Annotated in this window: 12 protein-coding genes; 6 read left to right on the top strand and 6 right to left on the bottom strand. The window is 64.6% G+C overall.

The window, feature by feature from the left end:
• Positions 1–15: 15 nt before the first annotated feature.
• On the top strand, positions 16–1,092 hold the full coding sequence (locus tag WMW70_RS00945; RefSeq protein ID WP_341435654.1) for a flavin-containing monooxygenase: 1,077 nt from the start codon (positions 16–18) through the stop codon (positions 1,090–1,092).
• On the top strand, positions 1,089–1,490 hold the full coding sequence (locus WMW70_RS00940; RefSeq protein ID WP_341435653.1) for a hypothetical protein: 402 nt from the start codon (positions 1,089–1,091) through the stop codon (positions 1,488–1,490). Before WMW70_RS00945 ends, WMW70_RS00940 begins: the two co-directional genes overlap by 4 nt.
• A gap of 794 nt (positions 1,491–2,284) precedes the next feature.
• Here WMW70_RS00940 and WMW70_RS00935 read toward each other — a convergent pair.
• Both WMW70_RS00935 and hslO read right to left on the bottom strand, forming a co-directional pair.
• On the bottom strand, positions 2,285–3,826 hold the full coding sequence (locus tag WMW70_RS00935; RefSeq protein ID WP_341435652.1) for a phosphoenolpyruvate carboxykinase: 1,542 nt from the start codon (positions 3,824–3,826) through the stop codon (positions 2,285–2,287).
• 161 nt (positions 3,827–3,987) lie between these two features.
• Entirely contained in the window at positions 3,988–4,875 is an 888-nt protein-coding gene (gene hslO, locus WMW70_RS00930) for an Hsp33 family molecular chaperone HslO (RefSeq protein WP_341435651.1), read from the bottom strand.
• Positions 4,876–5,093: 218 nt separating this feature from the next.
• Here hslO and WMW70_RS00925 point away from each other — a divergent pair, with 218 nt between their 5' ends.
• A complete protein-coding gene (locus WMW70_RS00925) occupies positions 5,094–5,888 on the top strand; it encodes a phosphatase PAP2 family protein (RefSeq protein WP_341435650.1) in 795 nt (264 codons plus the stop codon).
• A gap of 60 nt (positions 5,889–5,948) precedes the next feature.
• Here WMW70_RS00925 and WMW70_RS00920 read toward each other — a convergent pair whose 3' ends face one another.
• Positions 5,949–6,380, bottom strand: coding sequence for an RNA-binding S4 domain-containing protein (locus WMW70_RS00920; protein ID WP_341435649.1), 432 nt, complete (start codon positions 6,378–6,380; stop codon positions 5,949–5,951).
• Positions 6,381–6,479: 99 nt separating this feature from the next.
• On the opposite strand from WMW70_RS00920, the gene rimB reads away from it, so the two are divergent.
• Together rimB and rimK are read left to right on the top strand one after the other, a co-directional pair.
• Complete coding sequence (rimB, locus tag WMW70_RS00915) at positions 6,480–6,947, top strand: retropepsin-like aspartic endopeptidase RimB (protein ID WP_445942086.1); 468 nt, start codon at positions 6,480–6,482, stop codon at positions 6,945–6,947.
• Entirely contained in the window at positions 6,944–7,849 is a 906-nt protein-coding gene (gene rimK / locus WMW70_RS00910; RefSeq protein WP_341435648.1) for a 30S ribosomal protein S6--L-glutamate ligase, read from the top strand. Before rimB ends, rimK begins: the two co-directional genes overlap by 4 nt.
• A 70-nt stretch (positions 7,850–7,919) precedes the next feature.
• Here rimK and WMW70_RS00905 read toward each other — a convergent pair whose 3' ends face one another.
• The 3 genes from WMW70_RS00905 to ompR all read right to left on the bottom strand — a co-directional run bounded on the left by WMW70_RS00905 (position 7,920) and on the right by ompR (position 13,881).
• On the bottom strand, positions 7,920–11,726 hold the full coding sequence (locus tag WMW70_RS00905) for a bifunctional diguanylate cyclase/phosphodiesterase (RefSeq protein WP_341435647.1): 3,807 nt from the start codon (positions 11,724–11,726) through the stop codon (positions 7,920–7,922).
• Between the two features lie 100 nt (positions 11,727–11,826).
• Complete coding sequence (locus tag WMW70_RS00900) at positions 11,827–13,140, bottom strand: ATP-binding protein (protein WP_341435646.1); 1,314 nt, start codon at positions 13,138–13,140, stop codon at positions 11,827–11,829.
• A gap of 6 nt (positions 13,141–13,146) precedes the next feature.
• Positions 13,147–13,881: an osmolarity response regulator transcription factor OmpR gene (gene ompR, locus WMW70_RS00895; protein ID WP_341435645.1), complete on the bottom strand. Its 735-nt coding sequence runs from the start codon at positions 13,879–13,881 to the stop codon at positions 13,147–13,149.
• Positions 13,882–14,193: 312 nt separating this feature from the next.
• Here ompR and WMW70_RS00890 point away from each other — a divergent pair, with 312 nt between their 5' ends.
• On the top strand, positions 14,194–16,521 hold the full coding sequence (locus WMW70_RS00890; RefSeq protein ID WP_341435644.1) for a Tex family protein: 2,328 nt from the start codon (positions 14,194–14,196) through the stop codon (positions 16,519–16,521).
• The last annotated feature ends 197 nt before the right edge of the window (positions 16,522–16,718 follow it).

The raw sequence follows: 16,718 nt of genomic DNA, 5'->3' as shown, positions 1-16,718 counted from the left end.
TATAGGTGCGCACACATGAACTCTTCCAGGCAACACGCGGTGATCGTCATCGGAGCCGGCCAGGCCGGACTGGCCATGGGCTGGCACCTGCAGCGCCAGGGCGTGGATTTTCTGATCGTCGAAGCCGGCGAACGCCCGGGCGGCAATTGGCGGCATTACTATGACAGCCTCAGGCTGTTTTCCCCGGCGGCCTACTCCGCCCTGCCGGGCCTGCCCTTCCCCGCCAGCCCCGGGCACTACCCGCAGCGCGACGAGGTGGTGGAGTATCTGGAGCGATATGCCGCGCACTTTCAGCTGCCGATCCGCTACAACAGCCGCATTGACGAGGTCAGCCGCCAGGGCACGGGCTTCCAGTTGCACGGCGCGGATGGCCTGGACTATCGCTGCGAGGCCCTTGTGGTGGCTTCCGGGGCCTTCAACCAGCCCTATATACCCGACTGCGCCGGGCTCGCGGACTTCAACGGCACCCTGCTGCACAGCAGCGCCTACCGCACACCAGAGGCCTTTGCCGGCCAGCGCGTGGTGGTGGTCGGCGCGGCCAACTCGGCGGTGCAGATCGCCCATGAACTGGCTGCAGTGGCCGAGGTGACCCTGGCCACCCGGGAAAACCTGCGCTTCTTCCCTCAACGCATGCTCGGCATCGACTTTCATGCTTGGGTACATTGGAGCGGCCTGGCACACACCCGCTGGCTCAGCGACCAAGGCACCCCGGTGCTGGACGACGGCCGCTATAAACGCGCCCTGCAGGCGGGCCGCTACCGCCAGCGCAGAGTATTCCAGCGGGTCGAGCCGGATGCCGTGACCTGGACGGATGGCAGCCGCGAACCGATCGATGCGCTGCTCTTCGCCACCGGTTTCAGGCCCAACCTGGCCTTTCTTGCCGGCTTGCCCGTGCAAGACCCGCAGGGCCAGGTGCTGCAGCGCAACGGCCGCGCCAGCCAGGTTCCGGGCCTATTCTTCGTCGGCCTGCCCAGGCAGCGCAACTTCGCCTCCGCCACCCTGCGCGGGGTCGGCCCAGACGCCGCATACCTGCTGCCGGCCCTGCTCGATCACCTGCGCCAGGCGCAGGTGATCGAGCAGGGCCTGGCGTGAACACCGCGCTGGGCCTGCTCGCCCTGGCCGCTTTTGGGCTCCCGTCGCCCCATTTGCTGGGTCTGACCCTGTGCATTGCGGCCGGTTTCGGCACCTCGGGCGCGGCCCGGCATCGCCTGGCCGGCGGCGATGCGCAGCAGGCTGCACGCCTGGTGATCGGCAGCAGTCTGCTGGCACCGCCGCTGATGTTCTTGCTGGTGGCTGTCGCCCTGGGGTCGGCGGCGCAGATGCCCCTGCTGGTACGCAACCTCGGTGGGGCCATTCTGTTGGCGCGGGTACTGCCGGAATCCGGGAAGGTGCTGCTGGCCATGACCGCCTTCGGCGTACCGATGTATATGGCGGCCCTGCTGGGCCTGCTGTGCTACCGCCAGGGGTTGCACCCACCCATCGAGAATTAACTTCCTAGCAGCCCGCCGGCTATTACCAATCCAACTAACGGCCCCTCGGGCGCTGGAGTACATTGAATTTATCGCAGGCGATATAAGGAGATGAGTATGCAGCCATGCGGTTTCAGCGGCAGCTTGCCGGTTACCCACTAAATCGCTCACCAGGCCGGATGGCCGCGCAGCAAAGACCCCGGGCAATCCCGGAGTGGCTGCCGCGAACGCCAGGCTTAAAGATGAGCGCTTTGGTCGTACTCAAGTTCGCCGTGAACTGTGCCACACCCTGGACCTAACGCCGCCATACAACTCGAAAGCGCCAGCGGCCGCCAGCGACATATCGACAACTATCTGGCAGTAGCCAGCCATGCTGAAGTCGACAGTCGCCAAGGCAAAGGCACTGGAAATCGCCTGAGTTGCCAACCCGTTAGGCCTGAGGTTCGAGTCAGCCCCATAGGCAACACCCGAGGCCGTGCAGAGCGGCCACCCGAGCTGGATTGCAATGCAACGCGAAAAATGTGCCAGGTCTGCTCGCAGATACGCACCCAAAGCCGCCTCCGGGCGGCTTTTCCGTTTCTGGCTGCATTACAGAGCGTTGTGGGTGAAGCTTTGGCCGCGACAGGCACCTTAAAAGCTCGCCGCTAAAGCGCCTCCCACAGGTTATTGCGGTGATTTCCATGCATAAAAAAACCGCCGATTAAGGCGGTTTTTTCAACGCGACGATTACAGCCTAGAGCCTGTTTACGATCTCGCGAGCTAGAGCCTGTTTCTAACGCCGCAGGGCCGACGCGCAGCAGATCTTAAACAGGTTCTTAGAGCTGCGGGCCGGCGTTCTTGATGGCATCGCTCACATCGAACTTCTGGAAGTTGTCGATAAACAGCTTGGCCAGGGCCTTGGCGGCTTCGTCGTAGGCGTTCTTGTCTTCCCAGGTGTTGCGCGGGTTGAGCAGGTTGGTTTCAACGCCCGGTACCGACTTCGGCACGCTCAGGTTGATGATCGGCAGTTGCTCGGTTTCAGCACCGATCAGCGCGCCGCTCTGGATTGCAGCTATCACGCCACGGGTGGTGGGGATATTGAAGCGTTTGCCCACACCATAGCCACCGCCGGTCCAGCCGGTGTTGACTAGGTAGACCTTGGAGTTGAAGCCGCGGATGCGCTTGATCAGCAACTCGGCGTACTCGCCAGCCGGGCGCGGGAAGAACGGCGCACCGAAGCAGGTGGAGAAGGTCGACTTGATGCCGCTGCCACTGCCCATTTCGGTGGAACCAACCAGCGCGGTGTAACCCGAGAGGAAGTGGTAGGCCGCCTGCTCTTCGTTGAGGATCGAAACGGGCGGCAGCACGCCGGTCAGGTCGCAGGTCAGGAAGATCACCGCGTTCGGCTCGCCGCCGAGGTTCTTCTCGCTGCGCTTCTCGACGAACTCCAGCGGGTAGGCGGCGCGGCTGTTCTGGGTCAGGCTGTCATCGGTGTAATCCGGCACGCGCTGTTCGTCGAGGATGACGTTTTCCAGCACGGTGCCGAACTGGATGGCCTTCCAGATCACCGGCTCGTTCTTCTCGGACAGGTCGATGCACTTGGCATAGCAACCGCCCTCGATGTTGAAGACCACGCCTTCGCCCCAGCCGTGTTCGTCATCACCGATCAGATAACGCGACTCGTCGGCCGACAGGGTGGTCTTGCCGGTGCCGGACAGACCGAAGAACAGGGTCACATCGCCTTCTTCACCGATGTTGGCGGCGCAGTGCATAGGCAACACGTCTTTTTCCGGGAGCAGGAAGTTCTGCACCGAGAACATGGCCTTTTTCATTTCACCGGCGTAACGCATGCCAGCCAGCAGAACCTTCTTGGCGGCGAAGTTGATGATCACGCAGCCGTCGGAGTTGGTGCCATCACGCTCGGGCACGCACTCGAAGTTGGCCACGTTGAGCACCTTCCACTCGTCCTTGCCGGCCGGGTTGTAGGTCTCGGGATTGATGAACAACTGACGGCCGAACAGGTTCTGCCAGGCCGTTGCGGTGGTCATCTTGACCGGCAGGTAGTGCTCCTCGGCGGAACCTACATGGACGTGGGAAACAAAGAAGTCCTGATCGCGATTGAACGCCTCGACGCGATCCCAGAGGGCGTCGAACTTGTCGGCCGGGAACGGGCGATTGATCGCGCCCCAGGCGATTTGCGCCTCGGTGCTCGGTTCACGAACGATAAAGCGATCAGCCGGCGAACGGCCAGTGCGGTGACCGGTACGGACGACCAGGGCGCCGCTGGCGGCCAGTTCGCCCTCGCCGCGGCGAATGGCTTCTTCGGCCAGTTGGGCGGCACTGATGTCGGTGTACACGGCGTTGTTGGCTTGCGTCATGTGGGTCCCCGTCGGCCAAGCGGCCGAGTCTTCCGAACGTTTTGTAGTAGAAATGGAGGCACTACTACAGCGAAAAAAGTGCGCCGGATTATGCCAGAAAAACTCGGCTGCGGGTGCAGCCTCTGATCAGATCATGCCGGCACGGTTTACGTGCTACTTGCCTAATGGCGCGTATCCGATGGAGCTTCGATGCTCCCATCCAGAAACAGTTGCAATACATCGGCGGCATCGAAGAGATAACGCTCATTGCAGAACTGGCAATCGATCTCCACGCTGCCGCCATGCTCCTGCACCAGCGCCTCGGCATCGGCCTGGCCGAGGCTGATCAGTGCCCGGCTGGAGCGCTCACGCGAGCAGCTGCAGCGGAACTGCAGCGCGCGCGGCTCGAACAGGCGCAGCGGCTCTTCGTGATACAGGCGATGCAGCAGGGTTTCGTTATCCAGGCCCAGCAGTTCTTCGGCCTTCAGGGTGTCGGCCAGGGCCATGGCGTGCTGCCAGCTGGCTTCACGCTCATCGGCCTCCTTAAGCCGATCGGCCGGCAACTGCTGCAGCAGCAGGCCGCGGGCACGCTGACCATCGGCGCAGAGCCAGAAGCGGGTGGGCAGCTGCTCGGATGTGGCGAAGTAATTGGTCAGGCAGTCGGCCAGGGTTTCCCCTTCCAGATCGACAATGCCCTGGTAACGCTGCCCGGATTTCGGGTCGACGGTCATCGCCAGCACACCATCGGGCATCAGTTCACGCAGATTGGCCTCGGCGGTGATCTGCTCGGCGTGATAGCGGGCGATACCGCGCAACTCGCCTTCGCTGGAGCACTCGACCATCAGCAAGGGCACAGCACCGGAGGACTGTGCCTGGAGGATCAGCAGGCCCTCGAACTTCAGGGTGCCGATCAGCAGCGAGGCAGCAGCCAGCAGTTCACCCAGCAGCTGGGCGACCGGTTGCGGGTAGGTGTGTTTGGCCAGCACATGGCTGTAACTGTCGGTCAGACCGACCAGCTCACCGCGAATGTCGCTGTTGTCGAACAAGAATCGCTGGGAAAAATCAGACATGCCAACTTCACTGAATGTGACTCGGCCCGTGATTTTAGGCGCAAATGCCCATCCGACCAAGCGACTCTTATCTATCGACGCGGCCAACACAGGCTATCGCCGCCGCCCCTGTTCACAGTTGGCGACAAAAGGCAGGCAGAAACTTTGCATTCGAGGAGTCGAGCCCCTAGCATGCCGGCCGCCCTTAAAGCCCTTATAAATGACAAGGACGCCACTGCATGAACCCACCCTTTATCAACCCGCGCTGGCGCATCCGCCCACTGCTGGCCTGTCATATTGTCGCCCTGCTGCTGCTCGCCAGCTGGCTATGGACGCCCAGCCGCGCGCTGTGGGACCAGTTCGACCTGCAACTGTTTGCCCTGCTCAACGAGCCCGTGCACAGCGCCGGCCTGTGGGCGCAGACCTGGGCCATCGGCAGCATGCGCCCGGTGGACATGAGTGTCGGCCTGTTGATGCTGGCGGTGATGCTCAAGGCTGATTTCGTCTTCAGCGGGCCGCAGGTGCGCAAGGCGCTGTTTGCCTTTCTCGCGGCGCTGATCGTGATGCTGCTGTTTCGCGTCGGTTTCGCCGAGCTGGTCAAGCTGATGGACTGGCAGCGCCCGAGCGCCTCCCTGGTGGTGGAAGGCGCAGCGCGCCTGACCGAACTGTTCCCCGACTGGGAAGAGCGCTGGGACATGAAGGACAGCGCCACCCGCAGCTTTCCTGGCGATCACGCCTCGGTGCTGTTGATCTGGGCGATGTTTATGAGCTTCTTCGCCCGTACCTGGCGCTTGCTGCTGGTCTGGATCATGGCCGTGATCTTTATGCTGCCGCGCCTGGTGGCGGGCGCGCACTGGGGCTCGGACGCCCTGGTCGGTGGCGTATTCCTCAGCCTGCTGGGCCTGGCCTGGGCCTGCTTTACCCCGTTCGCCTACAAGGCCAGCGAATGGCTGGAGAAGAGCACCCTGCCACTGACCCGCCAGCTCGCCAAGCTACCACTGCTCGGCCACCTGAGCGTCATCAGCGGCCGCTAGCCTGACCGGAGTGGTGCCGCCGTGCATGGCCGATAAACAAGGCGGTGCGCACAGCGCATCCTACTCGTCTTGATCCGCCCAGGGGTGGCGCAGGCCGCCGTCTTGCCGATCATTGAAGTCGTGCATCTGCCGACGCTGCTTCTTGCTCGGCCGGCCATCGGTCTGCATGCCCAGGGCCCCGGCCTTGCGCTGCGCGGCGGCCTGCTCGCGACGCTCGATGCTGGCCGGCGTTTCGGCATACAGCGCCTGGGCCTCGGGCGCGCCGCGGCGTACCGCCGACAGCGCCTGCACCACCACACTGCGCTCATCGAAGCCGATGCGAATCACATACTCGTCACCCACCCGGGGTTCCTTTCCCGGCTTGCAGCGCTCGCCCCGACAATGCACCTTGCCGCCCTCTATCGCCGCCTTGGCCAGGGCGCGGGTCTTGAAGAAACGCGCCGCCCATAGCCATTTGTCCAGGCGGATCCTGCCGTCGTCTTTATCGTTCATCCGCTCTCCACTCATACCCACCGTGCAGGTGGACATTTTGCCTGATGCAGTTGTCATAAGGGCCTACTAGAATGCCGGGAAATCTTGCGGGCTGCCCCTTTGAAGACTTTTGACCAACTCGGCGTGATCGGCCTGCGTGAATGGATCAACCTGCCGGACCTGGGCATGATCGGCCTGCGCGCCAAGATCGACACCGGGGCCAGCACCTCCTGCCTGCATGCCAGCGATATCCAGCCGTTCGACCGCGAGGGCCAGCCCTGGGTGCGTTTTACCGCCCATCTCGGCACGCTGGTGCAGCGCCGCCATCGCTGCGAAGCGCAGCTGGTGTCGGTGAAGACCATCAAAAGCTCCAACGGCCACAGCCAGTCGCGCTATGTGATCCGCACCAGCCTGACCCTGGGCCAGCGCCAGTGGCCGGTGGAGTTCACCCTGACCTGCCGCAAGACCATGCGTTACCGCGTACTGCTCGGTTCCAAGGCACTGATTGATGGACAGTTGCTGGTCAATCCGGCGCTGACTTATGTACAGAACAAACCCACCCTCGCTGACTCCCCTGGTGCCCAATGAAGATCGCCGTGCTGTCGCGCAACCCGCGCCTGTATTCCACCCGCCGCCTGGTCGAAGCCGGCCAGCTGCGAGGCCACGAGATGGTGGTGATCGACACCCTGCGTGCCTATATGAACATTGCCAGCCACAAGCCGCAGATTCACTACCGCGGCAAGCCGCTGGAAGGCTTTGATGCGGTAATCCCGCGGATTGGCGCGTCGGTGACGTTTTACGGCTGCGCGGTGCTGCGCCAGTTCGAGATGATGGGCGTATTCCCACTTAACGAATCGGTGGCCATCGCCCGCTCGCGCGACAAGCTGCGTTCGCTGCAACTGCTGTCGCGTCGTGGCATCGGCCTGCCGGTGACCGGTTTCGCCCACTCCCCGGATGACATCGCCGACCTGATCGACATGGTCAATGGCGCGCCGCTGGTGATCAAGGTGCTGGAAGGCACCCAGGGCATCGGCGTGGTGCTGTGTGAAACGGCAACGGCGGCCGAGTCGGTGATCGAGGCCTTTATGGGCCTCAAGCAGGACATCATGGTGCAGGAATACATCAAGGAAGCCGGCGGCGCGGATATCCGCTGCTTCGTGGTCGGCGACAAGGTAATCGCCGCGATGAAGCGCCAGGCCAAGCCCGGCGAGTTCCGCTCCAACCTGCACCGTGGCGGCTCAGCCAGCCTGATCAAGATCACCCCGGAAGAGCGCATGACCGCCATTCGCGCGGCCAAGGTCATGGGCCTGTCGGTGGCCGGGGTGGATATCCTGCGCTCCAACCATGGCCCGCTGGTGATGGAGGTGAACTCATCGCCGGGCCTGGAAGGCATCGAAACCACCACCGGCAAGGATGTGGCCAGCCTGGTGATCCAGTATCTGGAGAAAAACAGCGGCCCGCACCTGACTCGCACCAAGGGCAAAGGCTGAGCCGCTAGCCGAGGGCCTAGGAGCCTGTCGGACTTAACGCTGCCCTACTGCGCAAAAGCCCAACAGGCTGCTACAGCGGTCGCACAAGCGCCGACTTCCCAGCCCCCACGCCCGCCTGATCGGCCATCCAGTCGAGAAACGCGGCCTCCCGCAGCGGCCGACTGAAGTGGTAGCCCTGGCCCAGCGAACAGCCATGCTCGCGCAGGCAATCGAGTTGCGCCTCGTTCTCGATGCCCTCGGCGACGCATTCCAGGCCAAGATTGCGGGCAATCACCAGGATGGTCTGCACCAGCATCAGGCCGCTGCCGTCTTCGCCGTGCATGTCCCAGGTAAAGCTGCGGTCGATTTTCAGGCGGTCCAGCGGCAGGCGCTTGAGGTAGGTCAGGGAAGAATAGCCGGTGCCGAAATCGTCGATGGCGAAGCGCACGCCGAGCCGTTTCAGCGCGTCCATATTGGCGATGCAACGCTCGACGTCTTCAAGCAGCACCCCTTCGGTGATTTCCAGTTCCAGGGCCGTGGCCGGTAGGCGGTGGCGCTGCAGGCAGTCATGCACCCGTTCGACACACCTGGGCTGACGCAGCTCGCGAGGGCTCAGGTTGACCGCCAGGACCATCTGCGGCCAGCTTGGCAGCCAGCGCGCCAGGGCCATGCAGGCCTGCTCCAGAACCCAGTCGCCGAGCTCCTCGATCAGCCCGGTTTCCTCGGCCAGGGGGATAAAGTCGCTGGGCATGATCTCGCCGCGCTCGGGGTGCACCCAGCGCAACAGCACTTCGGCCCCGGCCACCCGCCCGGTCGCCAACGCCAGCTGTGGCTGGAATACCAGGTGCAGCTGGTTGCGCTGGATCGCCTGGCGCAGCTCGCCCTGTAGTTGCAGGCGCTGGTCGATGGCGGCCTGCATTTCCGGGGCGAAGAAGTGCAGGCCGTTGCGCCCGGCATGCTTGGCCCGGTACATGGCGGTGTCGGCCTGCTTGAGTACATCGGCCGCCACCTGGGCCCCGAAGGGGTGCAGGGCGATACCGATACTGGCGCTGATCGACAGCTCGTGACCATCGATCCAGCAGGTGCCGGTCAGGCTCTTGAGCAATTTCTCCGCCGCCGCCGCCGCCGCTTCGGCGGCCAGCTGCGGATTGCTGTCGAGCCCTTCGAGCAGCACCACGAACTCGTCGCCGCCCATCCGCGCCAGGGTGTCTTCGGCGCGCAGGCTACCGGCCAGGCGCGCGGTGACTTCACGCAGCAGGCCGTCGCCGACCAGATGGCCGAGGCTGTCGTTGACCGTCTTGAAGTGATCCAGATCGATAAACAGCAATGCGCCCAGGGTGTTCTCGCGCAATTCGCGGTCCATCGCATGCTGCAGACGATCGAGCAGCAGGCGCCGATTGGGCAGCCCGGTCAGTTCGTCGCTGAAGGCCAGCCGCTCGATCTCGCGCTGATAGCGCTGACGCTCGGAAATATCGGTGACGCTGCCGCGAATCAGCACCGGCTCACCGGGCATGCGTACCAGGCGAACCTCGCAGGGAATCTGCCGGCCACCGCTGTCGCGGTGCAGCCATTCGAATACCGGAGCCTTGCCGGCGACCGCCTGGCGCAGATAGTCGCGACCGATATCCGCCGAAGCTTGACCGCTGGCCTGCTTGGGCGGGCTCAGGTCGAGGACATTGCGGCCCAGCATGGCCTCGCGGGAGTAGCGCAGCAGGCGCAGGGCGTTGTCGTTGAAGTCGACCATATTGCCCTGGGCGGTAAACAGCATGATCGCCTCGGGGGCGTTTTCCACTATGGTGCGGTAGCGTGCTTCGGCCTCGAGCCGCTCGCTGATGTCCTCCACCAGCAACAGGAACATGCGCACCCGCCCGGTGCTGTGACGCACCGCGCGCAGGCTCAGACGGGCATACACCAGGCTGTTGTCGGGGCGCAGAAAGCGCTTCTCCAGCTCATAGCCTTCACGCTCCCCTGCCAGCACCTGATCGAGCAGCCGCTGCTCGGCGGCCAGGTCATCGGCGAAGGACAGTTCGGCCCAGCTGCAGCCCTGCAGTTGCTCACGGCTACGGCCAAGAATGCTGCACAGCTTGAGGTTGACCTCCTCCCACGCAAAGCCAGGACCGGTCAGGGCCATGCCGATCAACGGGGCATCGAAGAACAGGCGCAGGCGCTCATCACGCTCGCGCAACTGCTGTTCGGCGTACTTGCGCGCGCTGACATCCTGCAGAGCGCCATACACCCGCACCAGCTCGGCCCCGTCGCGCTGGGTAACGCCACGAATGCGCACCCAGCGGCTCTCGCCCTTGGCGGTCAGCAGGCGCACTTCCAAGTCGAACTGGTCGAGACCTTCATACAGTTGCTGCAGGGTCTGCTCGGCCAGCGCCCGACCGCCGGCGTCCATGTAGTTCAGGGCCTCGTCCAGGTTGGGCGTGCCGTTCTTCGGGTCCAGCTCGTAGATGCGGAAACAGCCCTCGCTCCAGTTCATATCCTGGGCCGGCAGATTGAGCACCCAGCCTCCGAGGTTGGCGATATGTTCGGTCTGGCTGAACAGGTAGCTCTGCCTGAGCAGCTCATCACTCTGGCTGCGCACCTGTTGGGCCATGTGTTCGCGGGCGCTGACATCATGCAGCAGGGCGACGAAATGGCTGATGCCCTGGTCATCGCGCATCGGCGCAAGAATGAATTCGTTCCAGAACTGCTCGCCGTCCTTGCGGTAATTGCGCAGCACCACATCGCAGGCCTGGCCCTCTTGAACCGCATGCTGCAAACGGGCCAGGCCCTGCTGACGATGATCGCCACCGAGCAGAAAGCTCCAGTTGCGCCCCAGGCTTTCCTTACGGCTGTAGCCGGTGATGCGCTCGAACGAGGGGTTGCAGTAGATCAGCGGCAGTTCAGCCTGCCGCGCATCGGCAATGATCACCCCCAGCGAGCTGGCCTCCAGCGCCAGGTTGGCCAGGGCCAGCTGCTGCTGCACCTGGGCGCTGCGTGCCAGGGACTGGCGCAGATCGCTCAGGGCGCGCCCCACCATCAGGCTGGCCAGCATAAACAGCAACACGCCGAAGTGCAGTTCCAGACGCTGCGGATCAAGCCAGGTCGCGGTATCGGTGAGGCCGCGCAACAGCGGCAGGATCAGCACCATCAGGGCGCTCAGGGTCGCCCCGCAAATGGCTCCGACATAGCCCCAGACCAGCGCCAGGCAGAGCATCATCACGCCGATCAGCGGCAGGTTCAGGCTCAGGGGCAGCAGTTCCAGCAGCCAGGGCATGCCCAGCAGCAGGGCCAGCAGCAAGGGCCAGGCGGGCCACTGGCGCAAGGCTGCGGGTACCGGCTCGCGGCGCTTGGCCAGGGGCGAATTCAGCCAGCCGCGACGTTGCAGCCAGGGCGTCAGGTAGGTCATTAGCGGCACGGCGACGGCCAGGGTCATCAGGCTGTCGGCCAGCCACAGGGTCAGGGTCGCCGAAAGCAGGCTGTGGGTCGGCAGGTGGCCGCTCAGCCAGAGATTGAATTGCACGCCGATGGCCACCGGAACCAGCGCCAGCAGCACGCCGTACAGCATAAACCGCACCAGATGACGCAAGAAGGGCAAGGCCGGGTCGACCGGGCGCAGGCGACACAGCCACCAGGCCAGGGCCACACCCAAGGTCTCAGGCACCGCGTAGAGCGGGGCCCAGCGCCAGTCCAGGCCCCACAGCGGGATGCTCAGCAGGCTGTTCAGGTAGAGCAACGGCAGCACCCGCGGCCCCCACCACAGGGTCATCACCAGCCCCAGGGCAAAAGGCAGGTGCCAGAGCGCCGCCCCTTCGCTGAACTGGGTGCCGAGAGATAGCCAGGTGGCCAGATGGAGCAATGGCAGCGGCAGCCACCAGGTCCATGTCGGTAGGCGATCGGGAGCTGCAGGCATGCTGACCTCATGTCATGACGCAGGTTGAGCATAGTTCAGCGCGGCGCAGCGGTCAGATCGGTAAGCCCGCGCACCCGCGGGCGCGCCTGCGCCCTAGGGGCTATACCGCATCGCGCGGCAGCAGCAGACCCAATGGTAAACAGACGCGGGCTTCCAGACCACCGCCAGAGCGGTTGCGCAACTCGACACTGCCGCCATGCAGGGCGGCGATACGCCGCACGATGGCCAGGCCGAGACCCGCCCCCTTGCCGCCGCGGGCGCGGTCGCCACGGATAAAGGGGTTGAAGATGCTGCCCAGCTCCGCCGGGTCGATGCCGGTACCGCGGTCCAGCACGCTGAGCACCACATAGGGTGCGCTGCAGTCGCCGGACACCGAAACGGCCACCTCGACCGCATTGCCGCCGTAGCGCAGGGCATTCTCGATCAGGTTGACCAGCAGGCGCTTGATCGACACCCGGCGCAGGGGAAAGGCCGGCACCGGCTCCAGGCACAGGCGCACCACTTCCTGCTTCTGGTTATAGGGCGCGACCACCTCGCGGATCAGGTTGAGCAGGTCGAGCTGTTCCACCGGCTCGTCGCGGCCATCGCGGATAAAGGCGAGGAACTGGTCAAGAATGGCGTCCATGTCCTCGATATCGCGGACCATATCCTCGGTCAGCTCGGAATCGTTGTGGAGGAACTCCAGGGACAGGCGCAGGCGGGTCAGCGGCGTGCGCAGGTCATGGGACACCCCGGCCAGCATCAGCTCGCGCTCGCGGGCCGCCTGTTCAACGTCCTCGGCCATCTGGTTGAAGGCGCGATAGACCTCGGCCATCTCGCTCGGCGTATCGCTGACCGGCAGGCGCACGCTGCGCCCCTTGCCGACCTGACGGGCGGCGAACACCAGGCGCTTGAGCGGCGCACTGAGCTGACGGACGAAAATCCACGCCGCCGCGGTGGACAGCAGACCGATGGCCAGAAACCAGCCGAGCACGTTCCAGATCCGCTGGCCGCGCAGCGGATGCGGATACAGCGGCACCCGCAGCCACTGGTCGCCCAGAGTCGGCGCGTGCACCCAGAGGGCCGGCGGGCTCTTGGCGCGCACCCGCACTTCGGTGTTCGGGCCCAGCTCGGTCTGCATCTGCCGCTGGAAGATCTCGCTGTAGGGCCAGTGCTGCTCGGTGGTCGGCACCAGCTCGCGAGGCACCGGCTTGAGCCCGGCCGCTTCGGCGATGGTGGCGCGGTCCTCCGGGTCCGCCGCCCAGTAGGCGCGCAGGGTCAGGGCCGCGCCGTGGCTGTACTGACGGTCGACCAGCACGTCCTCGTTCATCATCAGATAAACCAGGGTCAGGGCCTTGGAAAACAGCACCACCACCAGCACCAGCCAGAGGGTGCGGGAGAAGAAGCTTTGCGGGAACCAGAGCGGGGTTTTCATCGAGGCTTATTTATTACCGTCCGGCACAAACACATAACCCACGCCCCAGACCGTCTGGATATAGCGCGGTTTGGACGGGTCCGGCTCGATCAGCCGGCGCAGACGGGATATCTGTACGTCAATGGAGCGCTCCAGAGCATCCCACTCGCGGCCCCGGGCCAGGTTCATCAGCTTGTCGCGGGTCAGCGGCTCGCGGGCGTGCTGCACCAGGGCCTTGAGCACGGCGAACTCGCCGGTGGTGAGCATATGCACCTCGTCACCCTTCTTCAGCTCGCGAGTGGCCAGGCTCAGTTCGTACTCGCCGAAACTCACGCTTTCGTCTTCGCTGCCCGGCGCGCCCGGTACCAGCGGAGCCTGGCGACGCAGCACCGCCTTGATCCGCGCCAGCAGCTCGCGCGGGTTGAACGGCTTGGCCAGGTAATCGTCGGCACCCAGCTCCAGGCCCTGGATACGGCTGGCTTCGTCGCCCTTGGCGGTGAGCATGATGATCGGCACCTGATTGTTGCCTTCGCGCAGACGGCGGCAGGCGGACAGGCCGTCCTCGCCCGGCAGCATCAGGTCGAGCACCACCAGATTGAACAGCTCGCGGGCCAGCAGGCGGTCCATCTGCTCGACGTTTTCCACCGCGCGCACGCGGTAGCCCTGCTCCTCGAAGAAGCGTTCGAGCAGGCGGCGCAAACGGGCGTCGTCATCGACGATGAGGATCTTTTCGCCTTCAACGGGAAGTGCAGTGCTGCTCATTCAGGGCTCCTTGACCAGGCTTCCGCCGGGCGCGGGCGCGCTGGCAGTGTGCAATTGCCAGCATTATGGCTCAGGAGCCGCAACTGACGTGCAGCCCATTGTTAGCAGATTTTTCCCCAGCCGACCGATACGTCCGCAGGGTGCGCCACGCGCACCGCCTGGCGGGCCTTGGTGCGCATGGCGCACCCTACAAAGGCTCACCTGATGCCTCACTTGCCGCTCACCACCTACCTCTTGGGTATAATGCGCGGCTTTCGTGCCTGGCCCGTGGTCTGCGTGGCCGGTTTTTCGTTTCAGTGTGGATAGCGTCTAATGCTCAGCATCAACAACCGCATCGCCGAAGAACTGGGCGTACGCCCGCAACAGGTCGCCGCCGCCGTGGCGCTGCTCGATGAAGGCTCCACCGTGCCGTTTATCGCGCGCTACCGTAAAGAGGTCACCGGCAGCCTCGACGACACCCAGCTGCGCAACCTGGAAGAGCGCCTGCGCTACCTGCGCGAACTGGACGAGCGCCGCGCCAGCATCCTCGCCAGCATCGAAGAGCAAGGCAAGCTGACCCCTGAACTGACCCGCGAAATCAACCTGGCCGAGACCAAGACCCGCCTGGAAGACCTCTACCTGCCGTTCAAACAGAAGCGCCGCACCAAGGGCCAGATTGCCCTGGAAGCTGGCCTCGGCGAGCTGGCCGACGCACTGTTCAACGATCCGACGCTGAATCCCGAGAACGAAGCCGAGCGCTTTATCGACGCCGAAAAAGGCTTTGCCGATATCAAGGCGGTGCTCGAAGGGGCCAAGTACATCCTGATGGAGCGCTTCGCCGAGGACGCCAACCTGCTGGCCAGCCTGCGCAGCTACCTGAAGGACAACGCCATCCTCAGCGCCCGCGTGGTGGCAGGCAAAGAGGCCGAAGGGGCCAAGTTCCGCGATTACTTCGAGCACGACGAAAAGCTCAAGGGCGCACCGTCGCACCGCGCCCTGGCGATCTTCCGTGGCCGCAATGAAGGCGTACTCAGCGCCAGCCTCAAGGTCGGCGATGAAGCCCCAGGCACCATGCACCCCTGCGAAGGCATGATCGGCGAGCGTTTCGGCATCAGCGCCCGCGGCCGTGCCGCCGACAAGTGGCTCGGTGAGGTGGTGCGCTGGACCTGGAAGGTCAAGCTCTACACCCACCTGGAAACCGACCTGTTCGGCGAGCTGCGCGAGGCCGCGGAGAACGAGGCGATCAACGTCTTCGCCCGCAATCTGCACGACCTGCTGCTGGCCGCCCCCGCTGGCCCGCGTGCCACTTTGGCGCTCGACCCGGGCCTGCGCACCGGCTGCAAGGTGGCGGTGGTCGATGCCACCGGCAAGGTGCTGGAAACCTCTACCGTTTACCCCCATGCGCCGCGCAATGACTGGGACGGCACCCTGGCGATCCTGGCCAAGCTGTGCGCCAAGCACGCGGTCGACCTGATCTCCATCGGCAACGGCACCGCCAGCCGCGAGACCGACAAGCTGGCCGCCGAGCTGATCAAGAAGCTGCCGGGGCTGAAGCTGACCAAGGTCATGGTGTCCGAGGCCGGTGCCTCGGTGTATTCGGCCTCGGAGCTGGCGGCCAAGGAATTCCCGGACATGGACGTGTCGCTGCGCGGCGCGGTATCCATCGCCCGCCGCCTGCAGGACCCCCTGGCCGAACTGGTGAAGATCGACCCGAAATCCATCGGCGTCGGCCAGTACCAGCACGATGTGTCCCAGCTCAAGCTGGCGCGCTCGCTGGATGCGGTGGTCGAGGACTGCGTGAACGCCGTCGGCGTGGATGTGAACACCGCCTCCGCCGCGCTGCTGGCGCGCATCTCCGGGCTTAACACTACGCTTGCGCAGAATATCGTCGCCTTCCGCGACGCCAACGGCGCATTCAACAGCCGCGCCGACCTGCTCAAGGTGCCGCGTCTGGGCGACAAGACCTTCGAACAGGCCGCCGGCTTCCTGCGTGTGATGAACGGCAGCAACCCGCTGGACGCCTCCGCCGTGCACCCGGAAACCTACCCGCTGGTGCAGCGCATCGCTGCCGACACCGGCCGCGATATCCGCTCGCTGATCGGTGATTCGGGCTTCCTCAAGCGCCTCGATCCCAAGCAGTTCACCGACGATAAATTCGGCCTGGTGACCATCGGCGATATCTTGAGCGAGCTGGAGAAACCCGGCCGCGACCCGCGCCCGGAATTCAAGACTGCCGAGTTCCAGGAAGGCGTGGAAACCCTCAAGGACCTCGAGCTGGGCATGATGCTGGAAGGCGTGGTGACCAACGTGACCAACTTCGGTGCCTTCGTCGACATCGGCGTACACCAGGACGGCCTGGTGCATATCTCGGCGCTGTCGGAGAAGTTCATCAAGGACCCGCACGAGGCGGTCAAGGCCGGCGACGTGGTCAAGGTCAAGGTTATGGAAGTGGACATCCCGCGCAATCGCATCGCCCTGTCGATGCGCATGGGCGACACCCCCGGCGAGAAGGTCGATGGCCCTCGTGGCGGCTCGCGCGGCAGCAGCAAGCCGGCCGGCAATGCGCCGCGCAGCGAGCGCCATTCCAGCCAGGACAAACCGGCACCGGCCAGCGGCGGCATGGCGGCGCTGTTTGCCAATGCCAAGCAGCTGAAAAAGTAAGGTACGCCCCGTAGGGTGCGCCGTGCGCACCACCTATAAGCAGGTGCCGCACCGATACCCATCGCCCCAGATGGGTATCGCGCTGCTCAACCTGCGCGGCCCGACCCATCCTACGGCCTGCAACGTCGCCCTGACGCAAAAGCACAGCGCCCAGCTATAACATTCTTCACCCGTGCCGGGTTATAAGACGGCACTGA

The organism is Pseudomonas sp. XK-1 (genome assembly GCF_038069885.1).
Taxonomy (GTDB): Bacteria; Pseudomonadota; Gammaproteobacteria; order Pseudomonadales; family Pseudomonadaceae; genus Aquipseudomonas.
This window is presented reverse-complemented; position numbering and strand designations above follow the sequence as displayed.

Excerpts from the sequence above, each read along its gene's own strand:
- WMW70_RS00945 (WP_341435654.1), top strand. The coding sequence starts at position 16 with ATGAACTCTTCCAGGCAACACGCGGTGATCGTCATCGGAGCCGGCCAG.
- WMW70_RS00935 (WP_341435652.1), bottom strand. The coding sequence starts at position 3,826 with ATGACGCAAGCCAACAACGCCGTGTACACCGACATCAGTGCCGCCCAA.
- hslO (WP_341435651.1), bottom strand. The coding sequence starts at position 4,875 with ATGTCTGATTTTTCCCAGCGATTCTTGTTCGACAACAGCGACATTCGC.
- WMW70_RS00925 (WP_341435650.1), top strand. The coding sequence starts at position 5,094 with ATGAACCCACCCTTTATCAACCCGCGCTGGCGCATCCGCCCACTGCTG.
- WMW70_RS00920 (WP_341435649.1), bottom strand. The coding sequence starts at position 6,380 with ATGAACGATAAAGACGACGGCAGGATCCGCCTGGACAAATGGCTATGG.
- rimK (WP_341435648.1), top strand. The coding sequence starts at position 6,944 with ATGAAGATCGCCGTGCTGTCGCGCAACCCGCGCCTGTATTCCACCCGC.
- WMW70_RS00905 (WP_341435647.1), bottom strand. The coding sequence starts at position 11,726 with ATGCCTGCAGCTCCCGATCGCCTACCGACATGGACCTGGTGGCTGCCG.
- WMW70_RS00900 (WP_341435646.1), bottom strand. The coding sequence starts at position 13,140 with ATGAAAACCCCGCTCTGGTTCCCGCAAAGCTTCTTCTCCCGCACCCTC.
- ompR (WP_341435645.1), bottom strand. The coding sequence starts at position 13,881 with ATGAGCAGCACTGCACTTCCCGTTGAAGGCGAAAAGATCCTCATCGTC.
- WMW70_RS00890 (WP_341435644.1), top strand. The coding sequence starts at position 14,194 with ATGCTCAGCATCAACAACCGCATCGCCGAAGAACTGGGCGTACGCCCG.